The 17,518-nt window shown below is 63.1% G+C and carries 15 protein-coding genes; 7 read left to right on the plus strand and 8 right to left on the minus strand.

The features are described 5' to 3' along the window. Positions 1-94 precede the first annotated feature (94 nt). Positions 95-2,056 carry a choice-of-anchor I family protein gene (locus tag HMPREF3009_RS11720; RefSeq protein WP_070682098.1) on the plus strand — a complete coding sequence of 654 codons (1,962 nt, stop codon included), beginning with the start codon at positions 95-97 and terminating at the stop codon, positions 2,054-2,056. 108 nt (positions 2,057-2,164) lie between these two features. Next, positions 2,165-2,779 (plus strand): hypothetical protein, encoded by a 615-nt coding sequence (locus HMPREF3009_RS11725; RefSeq protein WP_070682100.1) that lies wholly within the window; start codon positions 2,165-2,167, stop codon positions 2,777-2,779. Between the two features lie 113 nt (positions 2,780-2,892). On the opposite strand, the gene HMPREF3009_RS11730 is transcribed toward HMPREF3009_RS11725, so the two are convergent. Both HMPREF3009_RS11730 and dnaE read right to left on the minus strand, forming a co-directional pair. After that, on the minus strand, positions 2,893-4,089 hold the full coding sequence (locus HMPREF3009_RS11730; RefSeq protein WP_049155297.1) for a cobalamin-independent methionine synthase II family protein: 1,197 nt from the start codon (positions 4,087-4,089) through the stop codon (positions 2,893-2,895). Positions 4,090-4,200: 111 nt separating this feature from the next. Then, positions 4,201-7,776: a DNA polymerase III subunit alpha gene (dnaE, locus tag HMPREF3009_RS11735; protein ID WP_070546904.1), complete on the minus strand. Its 3,576-nt coding sequence runs from the start codon at positions 7,774-7,776 to the stop codon at positions 4,201-4,203. A 65-nt stretch (positions 7,777-7,841) separates the two neighbouring features. On the opposite strand from dnaE, the gene rarD reads away from it, so the two are divergent. Beyond that, on the plus strand, positions 7,842-8,744 hold the full coding sequence (gene rarD, locus HMPREF3009_RS11740; RefSeq protein ID WP_070546813.1) for an EamA family transporter RarD: 903 nt from the start codon (positions 7,842-7,844) through the stop codon (positions 8,742-8,744). On the opposite strand, the gene HMPREF3009_RS11745 is transcribed toward rarD, so the two are convergent. From HMPREF3009_RS11745 to lspA, 4 genes are read right to left on the minus strand one after another with little or no spacing between them, the layout of a single operon-like run. Then, positions 8,741-9,010, minus strand: coding sequence for a hypothetical protein (locus HMPREF3009_RS11745; protein ID WP_049155293.1), 270 nt, complete (start codon positions 9,008-9,010; stop codon positions 8,741-8,743). The two genes, rarD and HMPREF3009_RS11745, sit on opposite strands and share 4 nt — an antisense overlap. Positions 9,011-9,028: 18 nt before the next feature. Next, positions 9,029-9,628, minus strand: a complete 600-nt coding sequence (locus HMPREF3009_RS11750) for a hypothetical protein (protein ID WP_070682103.1) — start codon at positions 9,626-9,628, stop codon at positions 9,029-9,031. After that, entirely contained in the window at positions 9,625-10,548 is a 924-nt protein-coding gene (locus HMPREF3009_RS11755) for an RluA family pseudouridine synthase (protein ID WP_070682106.1), read from the minus strand. The genes HMPREF3009_RS11750 and HMPREF3009_RS11755 overlap by 4 nt, the downstream gene beginning before the upstream one ends. After that, entirely contained in the window at positions 10,548-11,063 is a 516-nt protein-coding gene (gene lspA / locus HMPREF3009_RS11760; RefSeq protein WP_070682109.1) for a signal peptidase II, read from the minus strand. The genes HMPREF3009_RS11755 and lspA overlap by 1 nt, the downstream gene beginning before the upstream one ends. 32 nt (positions 11,064-11,095) lie before the next feature. On the opposite strand from lspA, the gene HMPREF3009_RS11765 reads away from it, so the two are divergent. After that, complete coding sequence (locus HMPREF3009_RS11765) at positions 11,096-12,043, plus strand: DUF6263 family protein (protein ID WP_070682111.1); 948 nt, start codon at positions 11,096-11,098, stop codon at positions 12,041-12,043. 148 nt (positions 12,044-12,191) lie between these two features. Here the strand turns inward: HMPREF3009_RS11765 and HMPREF3009_RS11770 are convergent, their stop codons facing one another. Continuing rightward, the gene (locus HMPREF3009_RS11770; protein WP_046647983.1) at positions 12,192-12,794 is read right to left on the minus strand and encodes a WKL family lipoprotein; all 603 of its coding nucleotides are present in this window, start codon (positions 12,792-12,794) and stop codon (positions 12,192-12,194) included. A 106-nt stretch (positions 12,795-12,900) separates the two neighbouring features. Between HMPREF3009_RS11770 and HMPREF3009_RS11775 the strand changes: the two genes are divergently transcribed. After that, positions 12,901-13,836 (plus strand): asparaginase, encoded by a 936-nt coding sequence (locus HMPREF3009_RS11775; RefSeq protein ID WP_070682114.1) that lies wholly within the window; start codon positions 12,901-12,903, stop codon positions 13,834-13,836. On the opposite strand, the gene HMPREF3009_RS11780 is transcribed toward HMPREF3009_RS11775, so the two are convergent. Further along, positions 13,833-15,287: a DNA polymerase IV gene (locus HMPREF3009_RS11780; RefSeq protein ID WP_049155282.1), complete on the minus strand. Its 1,455-nt coding sequence runs from the start codon at positions 15,285-15,287 to the stop codon at positions 13,833-13,835. The two genes, HMPREF3009_RS11775 and HMPREF3009_RS11780, sit on opposite strands and share 4 nt — an antisense overlap. Positions 15,288-15,437: 150 nt before the next feature. Between HMPREF3009_RS11780 and HMPREF3009_RS11785 the strand changes: the two genes are divergently transcribed. Further along, positions 15,438-16,079 carry a GntR family transcriptional regulator gene (locus HMPREF3009_RS11785; RefSeq protein ID WP_070682117.1) on the plus strand — a complete coding sequence of 214 codons (642 nt, stop codon included), beginning with the start codon at positions 15,438-15,440 and terminating at the stop codon, positions 16,077-16,079. Next, positions 16,076-17,425: an MFS transporter gene (locus tag HMPREF3009_RS11790; protein ID WP_049155277.1), complete on the plus strand. Its 1,350-nt coding sequence runs from the start codon at positions 16,076-16,078 to the stop codon at positions 17,423-17,425. Before HMPREF3009_RS11785 ends, HMPREF3009_RS11790 begins: the two co-directional genes overlap by 4 nt. Positions 17,426-17,518 lie beyond the last annotated feature (93 nt).

Consider the following 17,518-nt stretch of genomic DNA (forward strand, 5'->3'; position numbering starts at 1 on the left):
TCGTTTGGCCGCAACTTACTGTTCCCCAAAAGCACTAGGGGCAAACGTACGGTGGTGCGGAATCTTTTCGTCTCGCAACAAGGAGTCTTTCTGCATGTCTCGTTCTATCTCCCGCCGCTCCCTCACCCTGTGCGCTGCGACCGCCACGTGCCTTAGCCTGGCTGTACCGACTTCCTCGGCTGCGATCGTAGAGAATGTCATCGAGCACTCTGCTGCCGACGCTAACCTCAAGGTCACCCCGATTGGCACCTATGAGTCTGGGATCTACGAAGAGTCCGCCGCAGAGATCGTGGCCTTCCACCCGGCCTCCAAGCGCATTCTCACCGTCAACGCGCATGCGGGCCAGATTGATGTCCTCGATGCTTCGGATCCGACCAAGCTCACGCTCATCGGTTCCATTTCTGCTGGCGAGGGCAAGGAAATCAACTCCGTGGCCGTGCGCCCCGATGGCCTGGCTGTGGCCGCCGTCCAGCAAGCGGACAAGACCGAGGAGGGCGAAGCACTGTTCTTCAACGCCGCAGCCGAAGACCTGACGACCGCCGAATTAGGGCGCGTGATGGTGGGCGCTTTGCCGGATAACGTCCACATCACCGCCGATGGTGGCTACGCTCTCCTCGCCAATGAGGGCGAGCCCTCGAACGAGCTCAACGCCGAGGGCACCGATTACGTCACGGACCCGGAAGGTTCCGTCTCCGTCATTAAGCTGCCAGAGGGTGTTGAGGCTCCAACCCAAACGGATGCCCGTATCGCCGACTTCACTGCCTTCGACGGTCAGCCTTTGCCGGAGGGCGTGCGCGTCTTCGGCCCCTCCGGCCACGATTCCAAGCCCTCAATCGACTTCGAGCCGGAGTACATCACCTCCCAGGACGGCAAGGCCTTTGTAACGCTGCAGGAGGCCAACGCCATCGGTGTCATTGACATCGAGTCCGCCACCGTGGAAAAGATTCTGCCTGCACACATTGCGGATCACTCGACAGTCCCGCTGGACCCCTCGAACAAGGATGACAAGGCGGAGCTGCGCACCATCCCGGTTAAGGGTCTGTCCATGCCCGATTCCATCGGTGCCTTCACCGCTGGCGGCCAGACCTACTTCGCCACCGCGAACGAGGGCGACGCCCGCGAATGGGGCATGGAGGAGAAGGACGGCGGTTCCGGCGTTTACACCGATGAGGTGGAGCTCAAGGACGTGGTCGAGGATGGCAAGGTGTGCGAGGGCGCGCTTGGCGACGTCGACCTGGACAAGCTCGCCGACAAGAAGGAAGCCGGCAACCTGAAGCTGAGCAACGCCTCTGGCTGGAACGAAGAGAAGGGCTGCTTCGACGAGCTTTATGCTTACGGCTCCCGTTCCTTTAGCATCTACGACGCGGAGGGCAACGTTGTCTTCGACTCCGGTGCCGAGTTCGAAAAGATCACCGCCGAGCTCAACGAGCCGGGCGTGTTCCACCACAACGCCGATAATGAGAGCGCCGAGTTTGATGACCGCTCCGACAACAAGGGCCCCGAGCCCGAGGCTCTCACTATCGGCACCGTGGGAGACCGCACCTACGCCTTCATCGGCGCGGAGCGCGTCGGCGGCATCTTTGTCTACGACGTCACCGACCCTGCCAACTCTTCCTTCGTTACCTACGTCAACAACCGCGACTTCTCCACCGACGAGTTTGCCGCTGCCGGCGACCTAGGCCCGGAGGGCTTTGCCTTCGTCGACAAGGCGGACTCCCCTAACGGCGAGTACCTGCTCATCGTCGGCAACGAGGTATCCGGAACCACGACCGTCTACTCCGTGAAGGATCTCCTCGCCGGCGACAAGGACGACGAGGAGAAGCCGGACGAGAATCCGGATGAGAACCCTGGCGATGACTCGCAGGACCAGGACGACCAGAACAAGGACGGCCAGAGCTCCCGCCCGTCCACCGCGGCCCTCATCGCTGGTTCTGTCATCGGTGCCATCGCCGCCCTAGCCGCTGCCGTAGGCCTGCTGCGTGCCCCGGGTATCCGTGAAACGGTTCTCAGCCTGGCCCCTGCACTGCTGCGCGAGCAGCTGGAGAAGTTCCTCTAGCCCCTACCGCGCTCCTGGGGAGGGCTGCTACATTGAAATGGGCTTGCACCAAGCCCTCCCCCTTTTTCTCATCCCCTCGCATCCCTTCCCAAGGAGAACCCTCTGATTATGCGCCTTTCAACCTCCCTGATCGCAGTGTGCACCACGACCATGGCCCTGGTAACTCCGCTGGCTGCAGCCGACGACGCTTCTGGTAGCGCTCAGCCCGCCGCGCAGAGCCAGAGCGGACAGAACGGTCAGAGCTCCACTGGCGGAAGCTCGATGAACATCGGTCACACCAATACCTCCGGCCTCTCCGAGGAGTGCGCGGATGCGGTGCGCAAGGCGCGCGAGGAGCACGAAAACGCGGTGGCCGATGACACTGCGGGCTCGTCCTTCATGGGGCCGAAGGAGCTCGGACTCGGCATCCTTAACGGTTATGGTTCCTCCGGTATGCCGGAAGTGCCGGACTGCGTCCAGGAAGAAAAGGACGCTGAGCTGGAGAAGGAGTGGGACGAGATGCCGGACTGGGTACAGTCTGCACGGCCCAATGACACGGCCGAGGAGGTCTTTGCGTGGATCGGTGGCGCGGCTGCGTTACTCTCCGTCGGCATCAACCTGCTGGCCGCGGTCGCGCAGTCCAACCCGGCTGTCCTCAACGACCTGCGTGCCTTCCTCAAGAGCCACGGTTTCTACTGGGATAACACCAAGAAGAAGGAAGAGGCCGACGCGGCTGAGGAATAGTTCCTACCGCACGATCTCAAAGGCGCGAACCAAGTGTGGTTCGCGCCTATTTATTTCGCCCTCGGACGGGACCGCGCGCTAGAGCATTTGCGCGCCCCAGCCCCGGCGACGGGTTAGAACAGTTCCTCCGTGGCGATCTGTGCGCCTTCGACGAGGGACTCCAGCTTTGCCCACGCGATCTGGTGATGCAGGCGCCCGCCGAGGCCGCAGTCCGTCGACGCGATGACGTTCTCGGGGCCCACCAGCTCGGCGAAACGGATGATGCGATCCGCCACCAGGCGCGGGTGCTCCACGGCGTTCGTGGAGTGCGAAATCACGCCCGGGTAGATGACAGTGCCCTCCGGCAGTTTGTGGTCCTGCCACACACGCCACTCGTGCGCGTGGCGCGGCGAGGCGCCCTCAAAGGAGAAGCCGCCGACCTTGGCCTGCAGGATCTCTTCAATGATGTCCGCGAACGGAATATCCGTCACGTGCGGGCCGTGCCAGGAACCCCAGCAGATGTGCAGACGGGTCTGCTCGCGCGGGATGTCCTTGATGGACTCATTGAGGATGTCGATGCGCTCGCGCAGGAATGCCTGGAAGTCCTCTACGGTCGGCTCCGGGACCACCGAGTCCCAAGCTTCGGCCAGATCCGGGGCATCGAACTGCACGGTCAGGCCGGCATCAGTGATGGCCTTGTACTCCACCTTGAGCGCCTCACCGCAGGCGCGAACAAGGTCGGTTTCATCCTCGTAGTACTTGTTGGGCAGACGCGCCGCAGCACCCGGAGACAGGGCGGCGACGAAGCCTTCGGTGCCCTCGGGGAGGGCGTCGGCAAGCAGCTTTACGTCTGCTTCGACCTGCTCCTGGCCGATGTAGGTAACCGGGCCGGTGAACTCCGGGTTAGCTACCTTCTTGCGGCCGGTAAAGATACCCGAATCCGGATCGTTGTAAGCCTCGGCGAACAGTGCGCGGTCGCGGCGATCCTTCATCGAGGAAAGGCGAATCTTGCCCGGCTCGGAGCGGATCTTGTCACCGATTTCCCAGCGGTCCTTGTCCGTCATGGTCAAACCACCCAGGCGGGTAAAGGAGTAGTTCCACCAAGCGCCATAGTCCACAGCGCCGGAGGTGATGTGGCCGTACTCGCCCTCGTTGATGATGTCGATGCCGAGATCAACCTGGCGCTTGACCACGTCAGCGACCGAGCGCTGAAGAATCTCGTGGAACTTCTCATCGGAGATGGTGCCGGCAGAACGCTCGAGGTTAGCCTCCAGCAGCTCCTTGGTGCGTGGCAGTGAGCCGACGTGGGTGGTGCGGATCTTATTGACCATAGGAGGTACATTCCCTTTCAACTAGACTGTGCTGTCTAGCGTAACCCACGTACGAAGCACGGCCCGCTTCATTCTGTACTTTTATTCAGCACGCGGCCCCAACACGTGGGCTCACCCAAGGATGCCGGCGCCCATCGTCGCCTTGAGATCACCCATGAGGTTGCTGGAGCGCTCCACACGCAGATGTTCGCCGAGGACCATCATGGTGGACTCTTCGCCGTCGACAAGCGTGAGGTACACGTCGGACTCACCCTTGTTGTTGACCAAGACCTGCTTGAGCCGCGCAATGTTGTCCATCGTGCACTGATCCGTGCGCATGGTCAGTCGCAGCGGCAGGCCAGCACCGTTGCCCGGCCCCAAATCGGGAACGCGGATATCGGAGCAGAACAAGGACATGCGCTCATCGCGAATCTTCACCTGAACCTTGGCCAGGATGATATTGTCTTCCGCAATCTGCGGGGCCACCAGCGAGTACACCTGGTTGAACACGAGGATATCCACCTGGGCGCCGTTATGGTCCTCGATGCTGACGATGGCCCAGGGCGAGCCATCGCGCTTGGAAAAGCGCCTGTCGACGCCCGAGATAATGCCGCCGATCACCAGCTCCTGCCCGTTGCCGACTTCACCGTTGAGGATCTTGGTAATCGGGGTGTCGGTCTGCGCGTTGAGGGCTTCCTCGAAGCCATCGAGCGGGTGGCCGGACACGTACAGGCCGAGCATCTCCCTCTCCAAGGCCAGCTCGTGCTTTCGATCCCAGTTCTCATCTGGGATATCGATGGCGAAGGCGGAGACAGAGTCGCCCTGTTCATCACCACCGCCAAAGCCAGCGAAGAGGTCAAATTGGCCCTTGTCGGCTGCTTTTTTGGTAGTCTGCACCGAATCCACGGCATCCTCGTGGATGAGCATGAGGCCCTTGCGCGGGTGTTCCAGGGAATCGAAGGCGCCGGCCTTGATGAGGGATTCGGTCACGCGCTTCGAACAGGCAGCCAGCTCGATCTTCTCCAGGTAATCGGAGAAGGACGTGAAAGCGCCTTTCTCCCGGCGGGTCTTCACGATGGAATCCACCACTTCCCCACCGACGTTGCGGATAGCGCCCATGCCGAAGCGGATATCCTCGCCCACGGCCTGGAAGGTTTCTTGGGACTCATTGACGTCCGGGGAGAGCACGCGGATGCCCAGGTGGCGACAGTCGGCCAGGTAGATAGCGGACTTATCCTTCTTGTCACCCACCGAGGTCAGCAGCGCGGCCATGTACTCCGGCGCGTAATAGGCCTTCAGGTAAGCCGTCCAGAAGGACACCAACCCGTAACCGGCGGCGTGGGACTTGTTAAACGCGTAGGAGGCGAAGGGCTCAATGGTGCCCCACAGAGCGTCCATGGCTTCCTTGGAGTAGCCATTGTCCTTCATGCCGCCCCAGAATTTGTCATACTGCTGGGCCAGGACTTCCGGCTTCTTCTTACCCATGGCCTTACGGAAGCCATCTGCCTCGCCGGCGGTGTAGTTAGCCACCTTCTGCGAGATACGCATGATCTGCTCCTGGTACACGATAAGACCGTAGGTCTCATCGAGGATCTCCTTGAGCGGCTCCTCCAGCTCGGGGTGAATTGGGGTAATTTCCTTGCGGCCGTTCTTGCGGTCCGCGTAATCCCAGTGGGCGTTCACACCCATCGGGCCCGGACGGTAGAGCGCCAGCGACGCCACGATGTCCTTAAAGCCCGTCGGCTTCATACGCTTGAGCAGCTCCTGCATGCCGCCCGAGTCGAGCTGGAACACGCCCAGGGTATCGCCGCGCGAGAGCAGGTCATAGACCTTTGAGGCATTCGGGTCGTCGGCATGGAGGTCCTCTAGGTGGACTTCCTCGCCGCGGTTCTTCTTGATGTTTTCCAGGCAGTCACCAATCACGGTGAGGTTGCGCAGACCCAGGAAGTCCATCTTCAGCAGGCCGATGGCCTCACAGGCCGGGTAGTCCCAGCCGGTGATGTAGGCGCCGTCGGCTGGGCGCTTCCACATCGGGATGTGGTCCATAAGCCGGACCGAGGCCATAATGACCGCGCAGGCATGCACGCCGGCCTGACGGACCACGCCCTCGAGGCCGCGAGCGGTCTCGTAGATCTTCTTGACGTCCGGGTCAGTCTCAATCATCTGCCGGACCTCGGTCGCCTCCGAGTAGCGCTCGTGCTCGGGGTCCATGATGCCGGCGAGCGGGATGTCCTTGGCCATGATGGCAGGCGGCAGCGCACCGTTAATGCGGTCCGCCATCTGGAAGCCCGGCTGGCCAAAGTGCACCTTAGCGGAGTCCTTAATGGCCTGCTTGGTCTTCACGGTGCCGAAGGTAATCACCTGGGCAACCTTGTCCTCGCCCCACCGCTCGGCGGCGTAAGTAATCATCTCGCCGCGGCGGCGATCATCGAAGTCGATATCGATATCCGGTGCGGACGGACGCTCCGGGTTCAAGAATCGCTCAAAGAGCAGGCCGTGCTCGATGGGGTCAATGTTGGTAATGGTCAGCGCGTAGGCCACGAGTGCACCGGCCGCCGAACCACGACCCGGACCGACGCGAATGCCGATGGACCGCGCGTGTTTGATGAGCTCGGCCACGATGAGGAAGTAAGAGGGGTAGCCCTTCATGTCGATGACGCTGATCTCGTACTCAGCGCGATCGATGTACTCCTGCGGCACATCCCCACCGTTGAAGCGATCCTTCAGTCCTTCCATCACCTCGTGGGTCAGCCAGGAGGTTGGGGTGTGGCCCTCGGGGACGTCGGCAATCGGCATGCGATCGTGGGTGTGCTCCTCCCAAATCGCACCGTAGTCCTGCACGCGCTCCGCAATCCACAGGGTGTTATCGCAGGCCTCCGGCACCATGTGATCCCACAGTTCGCGCATCTGCGCGGCGGACTTGATGTAGTAGCCGGTGCCGTCGAACTTGAAGCGATCCGGGTCCATGAACGTCTTACCGGTCTGCACGCACAGCATGGCCTCGTGCGCCGGGGCTTGGGACTCCAGCACGTAGTGGCAGTCATTGGTCACCAACGGCGGCAAGTCCAGCTTGCGGCCGATCTCCAGCAGGCCGTCGCGCGTGCGCTTCTCGATGTCCAGCCCATGGTCCATGAGCTCCAGGAAGAAGTTGTCCTTGCCGTAGATGTCCTGCCACATCGCGGCAGCCTCGAGAGCCTCGTTGAACTGGCCCAAGCGCAGGCGGGTCTGCACGTCGCCGGAGGGGCAGCCGGTGGTCGCGATGATGCCTTCGGCGTGCTCGGCAATAAGCTCCGCGTCCATGCGCGGCCACTTACCCAACTGGCCCTCGTAGGAAGCCAAGGAGGAAAGCTTGAACAGGTTGCGCAGCCCGGTTTCATTCTCCGCCAGCATGGTCTGGTGCAGGTAAGCACCGGAGGCGGAAACGTCATCGCGCTTCTGGTCCGGGGTTCCCCACAGCACGCGCTTCTTGTTGAAACGTGACTCAGGAGCCAGGTAGGCCTCGATGCCGATGATGGGTTTAATACCAGCGCTGGTCATCCTTTGATAGAAGGCATTGGATCCATACATGTTGCCGTGGTCGGTCATACCGACTGCCGGCATGCCTTGGCGGAGAACCTCATCCGCCAACATGTCCACCTTGGCCATGCCATCCAGCATGGAGAATTCGGTGTGGTTGTGCAGATGGACGAAGGAGGAGTTTTTGGCCATGCGGCTCATCTTAGCGGGGCCGTCAAACTTCGCCCGTAGGTCCTCGTTAAGGTACATTTTCTTAAATGTTCTACACTATTGCCGCCTATCTCATGTGGGGCTTCTTCCCAGCGTTCTTCCCGCTGCTGCGCCCCGCCAGCCCGTTTGAGATCTTGGCCCACCGCATCGTGTGGACTGCGGTTCTCGTCACCGCAATGCTGCTGGTGACTGGTGGCTGGCGCGAGCTGAAAGCGTTCAGCTTGCGCACCTGGGGGTGGATGTTTGCCTGCGGCGTGGCCATCACCATCAACTGGGGTACCTATGTCATCGCCATCAACAGCGATCACGTGGCCGATGCCGCACTGGGCTATTTCATTAACCCGCTCGTCTCCGTGGCCCTCGGCATTATCTTCCTCAAGGAGAAGCTGACGAAGGCGCAGGTGGCGTCGGTCAGCATCGCCTTCATCGCGGTGTTGTGGCTGACCTTTATGACGGGCCAGGCCCCCTATTATTCGCTGGCCTTGGCTTTCAGCTTCGGAATCTATGGCCTGCTGAAGAAACGCATCACGGTCTCCTCGATGGGCTCAGTGGCCGCGGAAACCTTGGTCATGCTCCCCTTCGCGCTGGTCTACCTGGGCTACCTCCAGGCACAGGGAGAATCCACCTTCACTACCGAAGGCCCCGGGCACATCGCACTGCTGATTACCTCCGGCCTCGTCACCGCTCTGCCGCTGTTGTGTTTCGCCCAGGGCGCTAAGCACCTGCGCCTGTCTACGCTCGGCATGCTGCAGTACATGACCCCCATCATGCAGATGCTGTGGGCACTGTTCGTCACCCAGGAGCACATGTCCACTGAGCGCTGGATCGGTTTTGCCATCATCTGGGTGGCGGTGATCATCTACCTGGCGGACTTGGTGCGCATGGGCCGCGCTTCTCGACGCCGCGCCCGCCTCCACCCCGCCGACGCATCACCCACCGCAGAGGGCTAACGGCGCTTCAGCTCTTCGCGCGCTTGACGAGCCTGGGCGCGCCGGGCGGATTCCTCGCGCGCGTTGAGCGCCCACCGCGGCATGAGGATGGCCATGGCGATGCAGTAGATGGCCACCACGATGAGAATGCCGAAGGTGAGCTTGTCCGCTCCCCAGATTCCTTGCGCGATGGCGGCCCCAGAGGCGATGAACGCGCCCGCCCACATCAAGAGGTAGGCAAAGCGGTAGTTCGGCGGCCACTCGGTGGTGTTGGGAAACAGGCGCATGTCTTCTCCTCGGCTGTTCTAGCGGTTCTCATTCTGTCCGACGTTGGCGGGCGGGCGCACGCCGAAGGAGCCCCATGCGGCGTCAGCGGGCGCGACCTCCACGGTATCGACCCGCGGATCGTTAGCGAGGGCGCGCAGTTGACTCCCCCCGGAATAGACCACGACGGCATCGACCTTCGCTGGTGCATCCTCCGCCATGTCACGGGCATGGTCGGCCACGCGGGCCAAGACGGTATCGATAACGTCGGCGCGCGTGGCGCCGGCGACAGGCTCGGGGACCGCGATGGGCGCGGCCAGCCCAATCACGATGGCGTCCATGCGCGCGACGGGCTGCAGAGCATCGCTCACGTCCTGGGGACTCAGCGGCTCCCGAAAGCCCACCAGCGCGTAGGCCGGATCGGTTGCGTGCGCTAACGAGGTTTCCGCGCGCTCCCGATAATCGGCCGCGCTCTCCGAGCCATCAGGGCCAAGCTGGTCTCCCTGCACCGCCGTGCTTGGCTGCGTTCCGAAGAGCCCGAAGGCGACCACCACTGCCAAGGCGAGCACGGCCAACAGCACCAGCGCCGCGGCCCGGCGGCGCCGATAGATGCGCTGGCGCGTGCTCCGCTGCGGGCTCATCCGCGCAAAACCTCCACGGCGTGCTTCACGTCCTCGGGATAAGGTGCGGTGCATTCAAACCACTTGCCAGTACCCGGGTGAGTAAATCCGAGCTCTACCGCATGCAGCCACTGGCGGTTAAGCCCCACACGCTTGGCCAGGTTCGGGTCACAGCCATACATCGGATCGCCGACACAGGGATGCCCGGTGGCGGACATGTGGACACGGATCTGGTGGGTTCGGCCGGTCTCCAAATGAACCTCGAGGAGGCTAGCCTCGCGGAAGGCCTCCAACAGCTTGTAATGTGTCACGGCCGGTTTGCCGTCATCGACGACCCCAAATTTCCAGCCCGCCGAAGGATGACGGCCAATGGGTGCATCAATGGTCCCCACGATGGGATCCGGCAGGCCCTGCACCACGGCGTGATAGGTCTTCTGCACGGTGCGCTCGCGGAAGGCGTTCTTGAGTTGGGAGTAGGCGCGCTCGCTGGCGGCCACCACCATGACGCCTGAGGTCCCCACGTCGAGACGGTGGACAATACCCTTGCGTTCGGTAGGGCCGGCGTCGGCAAGCGCATAGCCTGCTGCCCGCAGCCCGCCGATGACGGTGGGCCCATCCCAACCCAACGTGGGGTGCGCAGCCACACCCACGGGCTTGCACACGCAGATGATGTCCTCGTCCGCGTAGAGAACATCCATGCCCTCCACCAGCTCTTCTTTGGGGATGAGCGGTTCCTCCGGCGCTGGCATCATGACATCGATCCAGCCGCCAGCACTTAAGCGCTCGGACTTGCCCACGGCGGCACCATCGATTTCCACGTCTCCCGCCGCGCACAACTGGGCCACCCGGGCCCGCGAAATACCCAAGAGCTTGGCCAGGGCGGCATCCGCGCGCATGCCTTCTAAGCCCTCGGGCACCGGCAACCTACGACTTTCGCGCATCAGGCATCCCCCGCTTCCTGCTCTTGTGGCTTTTCTTTCATCTCAGCCCAGAACATCGCGCCAATGAAGACCACGACGCCACAGGTAATGGCGGCATCCGCAATGTTGAAAACCGCGAAGCTGCCCACGGAGATGTAATCCACCACGTGCCCAAACCAAAACCCTGGTTCACGCACGAGGCGGTCGATGAAGTTACCCAGGGCGCCTCCGGCGATCATCGCCAGACCTATCGCCTGCCACTTATCGTGAATGCGCGGGGCAGCGATGGCCACACCAATGATGAAGGCCAATTGGATCGTGGTAAACAGCCACGTCGATCCCTCCCCGCCCATAGAGAAGGCGGCGCCGGGGTTAAACAGAAGGTAGAAACGGAACCAGTCACCGATTACCGGCAACGCTTCACCTTCAGTGAGGATGGACAGCATCAGCGCCTTCACGGCTTGGTCGACGGCAGCCACACCGAGCACCACCGCGACCATCACTCCGATATAACTCCTTGCTTTCACCCGTTCCATTCTAAACAGGCTCATCCGGTAATTTGGAATGCGTGTTTCGTGTGAGAGCTCTAGCAGTCCTGTCCGCCACCGTCCTGGGAGTCGCCGGCGCGCTCGCCGGCTGTTCCTATTCCCAGCCGGCCAAGCCCGTCGAGGAGCCAGTGGGGCTGGCCCTCGATGCCCCGCGCGTGACCCTCCTAGAACCAGGTGACGGCGCCGGTCAGGTCCTGGCTTTTAAGGACCTCGATGCTACGCAGGAGCTGACGTATGAGGTCGCCACGGGCTTCGACCAGCAACTGCGCAAGGACGGCAGCTCGGCCCCGTCACCGGAGGCTCAGGACAAGGTCACTCTTCCGCTGCAGGCCTCGGTGGAGGCTGCCACCGAGAATGTCGAAGGCCAACTTCCAGCAAGCCGCAACGCCTTCGTCACCGTCGGAAAGCCGGAGGCTGACGGCGCGGATGTCTCCTCCGCTGAGGGCTTCCAGTTTGGATGGCGCGGCACGGATACGGGCCAGATGAACTCGCTGCGCCTGGCCGCCCCGCAGGCGGCGACCGATCAGGCCCGCAGCACCGTCGAGCGCGCCATCACCAGCCTGACCTCACTGCCCATCGTCTTCCCTGATGAGGAAATCGGCCCGGGTGCTACGTGGGTGGTGGAATCGCGCGTCACTGGAGAATCCACGCTGTTGCAAACCACGACCTATACCTTGGACAAGCTGGACGGGGATATCGCTGAGCTCAGCGTGAAGATTGAGCAGCGGCCTTCCCTGGGCGCACTGTCCTTCGACGGCGCCGACGCCCCCGAAGAGCTACGTGGCAAGGAGCTGAAGGTTACGGACCACACGTCGACCTCGGAGGGCTCCGTTACCGTTGATCTGACCAAGCCGCTCCCCACCGCCGGCGATGTCTCCGTGACCACCGCGATTTCTTATGGTGCGGAAGGCTCTGATCTTCGCGTGGTGCAAACCAGCGCCACCGAGATGGAGTTCACCACCGAGTAGCCTGCTTCGCGCCTCACCTTCCCGCGCGAGATCACCGCGAGACAGCCTCCGCACAAGGCAGCGCCCACCACCTGGCTGGCATGAGATCCAGCGAGTGGCGGGCGCTTAAGTAGCGAGTGGCGGGCGCTTAAGTTATGAAAACCTGGTTTTACTGGGCGGGAGCCTCAGCACCTTCTGCGGGGGCGTCGGCAGGCGCCTCAGCGCCTTCCTCGGCGCCAGCGCCTTCCGGCACGGAGTCCGCACACATCTCCGGGACCTCTTCCGGCGGGACGATGTTGGTGACCAAGACACAAGCCCAGGTCTTAGACAGCTTCCACGTGCCGCCCTCGTTGATGAACTCCACCTGGTCAGCGGTCTGCTGCTGGCCATCAGGGGTGTTGATGTGGACGGTAGCGAGCGCGGAATCCGGCACGAGGCCCGGGATGACCGGGGCCACAACCTCGAAGGTGGCACCGGATTCGGCCTGGGACTGCGACATGACGTCGAAAAGCTCCGGCGCCGTTTCGCTGCCCTGCACCAGCTGCACCTTCTCTTCCTGCGGCAGGTTCGGGTCGGCAGCCTTAGCCAAGATCTCGTTGAGTTCCTCCACGGAGGGCATCTCGGTGGAGACAACCTGCGAGGCGGAGGTTTCGCCCGAGGGCTTAGCGGCGGTGCTGTTCTCGGCCGCGCCATCGTCGGAAGACGAGCAGGCGGACAGGGCAGTCGCGGCGCCCAAAGCCAGGACGGCGGCGCTCAGCTTGAAGGATTTCACAAATACTCCTCACGTTGGGGATCGTGGTTCATCCCTTTTACTCTAGCGCCCGCGAGCTTCACCCTGGGTTTCCCGCGCAGGTGTGCGCCTGTAGTAGCCTGCTGGCATGACTTTTGCACTCATCGCCACCGGTGGCACCATCGCCTGCACGACGGTCCGTGACGGCTCCCTCGTCCCCACCGTCAGCGGCCAGCAGCTGGCCGCATCCCTAGGCACTGCGGGCAGCCCTCACGATATCGAGGTGGTGGAGTTCCGCGCCCTGGACTCCAGCTCGATTACTTTGGCAGACCTCGATGAGCTGCTGCTGTGCGTACGTGACCAGCTGGCCCGCCCGGACATCGACGGCGTACTCATCACGCATGGCACCGATTCCTTGGAAGAGACCGCCCTAGCGTTGTCTCTTTTCGACCTCGGTGCGGGCCCCATCGTGCTCACGGGCGCGCAGCGCGCCTTTGACCACCCGGATGGTGACGGACCGCGCAACCTGCGCGATGCTTATGAACTTCTGTGTTCTGGGAAGCCGGGTGTGTGGGTGCAGTTTGGCGGCCGCACCATCCCTGGGCGTGGCGCGCGCAAGTGGCACACGTCGCAGCTCAATGGCTTTGAGGAGCTGCCGGTGGGAGAAACCTCCTTAGAGCCCCTCCCCCTGGCGCCCTTGGCTGAGCACCCAGTGGAGATCATCGCGGCCTACCCGGGGGCCGGCGCCACGCTTGTCGACGCCTCCCTCCCCCACACCTCCGGCCTCGTCATCGAGGCAATGGGCTCCGGCAACATGGGCGCGAAGATGGGTGCCGGCGTAACCCGCGCGCTACAGGCGGGTGTGCCCGTGGTGATTAGCACCCGCACGCCCTATGGAGTGACAAAGCTGGCCTATGGCGGTGCAGGCGGTGGAGCCACCTTGGGCGAAATGGGCGCGGTGGCTTCCGGCGGATTCCGCGCAGGCCAAGCTCGCATCATGCTCGCCGCTGCCCTCGCCACGGGTACCCCGGTGGGCGAGATGTTTAGCTCGACCCCGCCTGCCACGACCTATACCGCGGGCTAGCTGTCCTCTCGTGGTGGGGCCTCTACCGCGTCCTCGGGGTCGGCGTCTTCATCCGGCGGGATGTCCTCCCACGCCAGTGAGTCCAGCGGGTCGGCGGGGCGGAGGTCTTCATCCTCAGCCGCGAAGGAGCGCACGAACCCCGGGCCCGTAGCGCGGGTTTCAAAACGCACGCTGACCACCCCGTGGCCCGCGCCCTGAATCCAGCCGTGGCCGAAGTCGGGGTGGTAGACGTCTTGGGTCGCGCGCCACCGGTGTCTCAGCGATTCTTCGGAATCCGCAGCTCCACCCGCCGGGGAAACACTCTCGGGGACAGATGGCGTCCCCGGCAGATAATCACTGACCCCGGTTTCGTAGTCCGTGTCCGGCGCCCGGCGCACAATCTCACGGTCCAGTTCCGGAAAGAGCACGTCTTGGCGGGCCTCTTCCAGCCCTGAGTAGCTCACGCCCACCAGCCTGATCGGTCCGAGCTCCTCCGGGTAGCGGGCCAAGCTCAGTGCTTTGGCTTCGAGCACCTTCAGGTCATCGGTGGCGTAGGGCAAGGTGGCTGAGCGTGACTCGATGTGAAAGTCCGCCATCCGCAGCTTCACCGTCACCGTGCGCGCGCCGCGCCCATCCTTGAGCAACCGAGAATGAGCACCGTGTGCTGCGCGAATCAGCGCCGCATCTACCTCGGCTGCCGTGCGCAGATCCGTTGGGTAGGTGAATTCGGTGGAGATCTGTTTGGCAATCGCGCGCGGGGCGACGGGGCGCTCATCAATTCCCTGGGCAAGCTCCCACAGCTGCACCCCCACCACGCCGCCGAGTGAAATCTCGACTTCCTTGCGGCTCATCGCCGCCAACTGGCCGATGGTCTCCACTCCGATGGCGGCCAATTTCTGCTGCGTAACTGGGCCCGCTCCCCAGAGCTTGCCCACCGGCAGCGGGTGAATGAGCTCGTCGAAGCGCTCCTGCGGGACCACGAAGGTGCCATCCGGTTTAGCTTCCCCGGAGGCGATCTTCGCGCTCTGCTTTCCCGCACCCGCTCCAATAGAGCTGGGAAGGCCCGTCTCCGTTCGAATCACGCGGCGGAGGTTCTCTGCCCACTCGCGGACCTCGGCTGGTGAGGCACCGACGAGTGCCTCAGGCTCCATAAAGGCCTCATCGATAGATAGTTGTTCGATTACCCCGGCGTGCTGCGCAATAATCCCAAACACCCGGCGCGAGGCTGCCGAATAGACCGCCCGGCGCGGTTGCACCACCACGGCTCGATAACCCACCAGCTGCTGCGCGCGGAACATGGGCATGGCGGAATGCGCACCATAAGCGCGCGCTTCGTAGGACGCACCCGCGACGACCCCGCGGCCGGATGTCCCTCCCACCAACACCGGCCGGCCACGCAGGGTGGGTCGGGTGAGCTGTTCCACCGAGGCAAAGAACGCATCCATGTCGATGTGAAGAACCCAGCGCTGCATAGCTACAAGTCTAAAACATATATTCGCATCCACAAGGAAGCCCTCGGCAGGCAAAGAGAACTAGCTCTCACACGCGGCATGAGTGATCTATGCCCCACGATTGGCGTGTGGTACTAGACACTAAGACCCACATGCATGCATCATGTATGCATGAAAAAAGACAAGGTACCGGCCGCAGAAAGGGCCTATGAGCACCTCAAGCGCCGCATCATCGATGACGAGGTCGATGACTCGGACATGCTCTCCGAAGCCGCCCTTGCCTCCGAGCTAGGAATGAGCCGCACCCCGGTGCGTGAGGCGTTCCTCCGGTTGGAGGTAGAAGGATTTTTGAAGCTCTACCCCAAACGCGGCGCGTTGGTCGTCCCCATCAGCCCCCGCGAGATCCGTGAGGTTTACGAAGCCCGCCTCCTCGTGGACGAGAATTCTGCCCGCCATATATGCGATCTCCCCGCCGAAGAGCGTGGCCTTATCGCTGATGTCCTCGATGCCACGATCGAGGAACAGAAAGCCGCCCTCGACAACTCTGATCTGCGTACCTACACCCAACTGGACGCAAAGTTCCACCAGACCATCATGGACAACGGCGGCAACCGCCTCTTGGCGCACCTTGGCCACACGCTGCGCGAGCGTCAACAACGCTTCACTGCCACCGCCATTGGCCGCAGCGTCGAGAAGGCACGCGCCTTCGTGGCTCAACACGCCTTGCTTGCCGACGCCCTCCGCTCCGGCGACATCGACTCCTACCTCACCGAACTCCACTCCCACCTCAACTCCTCAAGGAAGCAACTGTGACTGTCTCTGCGCATTCGAACCCTGCTGTCGAGGCGCCCACCACCGAGCACGACGCCATTCTGGACACCGACGCTGCCGAAAGCCCCACCTCCTCGCGTTCGTCTATCCACTCGGACGGAACGCCGCTGTCGCCGCGCGCGTGGTTCCCCGTCGCCGGTTCCATGATCGCCGTGGCGTGGGGCGGAAACGAGTTCACCCCGCTGCTGGTGATGTACCGCGAGACCTCCAACTTTTCCCAGGTGACAGTCAACGGGCTCTTGGCCGCCTACGTCGTGGGCATCATCCCCGCCCTTCTGATCGGCGGCCCACTGTCCGATCTGCTTGGCCGCCGCCCCCTGTTACTCCCCGCAGCGCCACTGTCTTTGGCGGGGTCTTTCTTGCTGTCCATCGCGCCCAACGAGCCACTCATCATCGCGCTGGGGCGTGTCCTATGCGGCATGGCTTTGGGCTTGGTCATGGCCGTGGGCTCAACGTGGATTACGGAGCTCATCACGAGGGCTGGCGGTGACCCGGCGGCGGGCGCCCGCAAGGCTTCCTTGTGTTTGACTGCCGGCTTCCTCGTCGGCGCGGGCATCGCTTCGGTGCTCGCCCAGTGGGGTCCGTGGCCGACGCACACGGCTTATATCCTCCACATGCTGCTTACGTTGCTGACCGCCGTGTGGATCCTGCATACTCCGGAGACCCGCCAGCCCACCCGGGGCGACGTCAAGACCACCATCTTGGAGCTTCGGGTGCGCGACATGCTGGAGATGCTGCACATTCCCGCCGTTGCTCACAAGCGTTTCCTACGCGTCGTCGTCCCTGTGGCCCCGTGGGTATTCGGTTGCGCGGGAGCGGCCTATGCGCTCCTGCCACAGCTGTTGTCCGACTCGGCAGGCGATGCCCCCATCGCTTTCTCCGGCCTGATGACCGTTATCACCCTGGGGTGCGGTGTCGCTGTCCAGATGTTGGGCCGACTGGTGGATACCCATAAGTCTGCGCGCGCCTCGGCGCTGGCCATGTTCGTCATCACAGTCGGCGCCATCCTCGGAGCCTTCGCCGCCCACTCGCTCTCCCTGCCGCTCGGCATCGCCGCCGCCGCGACCATGGGCGCAGGATACGGCCTGGCACTCGTCGCCGGCTTGTCGGAGGTCCAACGCATCGCGGGCGAGCGTGAGCTCGCCGGCCTGACCGCCGTGTACTACTCCATTTCCTACACCGGTTTCTTCATCCCGATGGCTTTCAGCGCCCTCGCACCTTACCTTGGTTTCACCGCGTTGTTCAGCATCGGTAGCTTCTTGGCTCTGGTCTGCCTCATCAATGTCATCCTTGCTTGGCGCGCGCACCTGCCCGGCACTCGCCGCTAGCACCGGCCCCACCAGTCGGGCGCCCTCCCCTGGGCCGCACTGCGCTACCTGTGCACAGACGCTAAAAGCTCCGCCTCCCGGATCCGGGAGGCG

This window comes from Corynebacterium sp. HMSC034H07, assembly GCF_001815175.1.
GTDB classification, from domain to species: domain Bacteria; phylum Actinomycetota; class Actinomycetes; order Mycobacteriales; family Mycobacteriaceae; genus Corynebacterium; species Corynebacterium hiratae.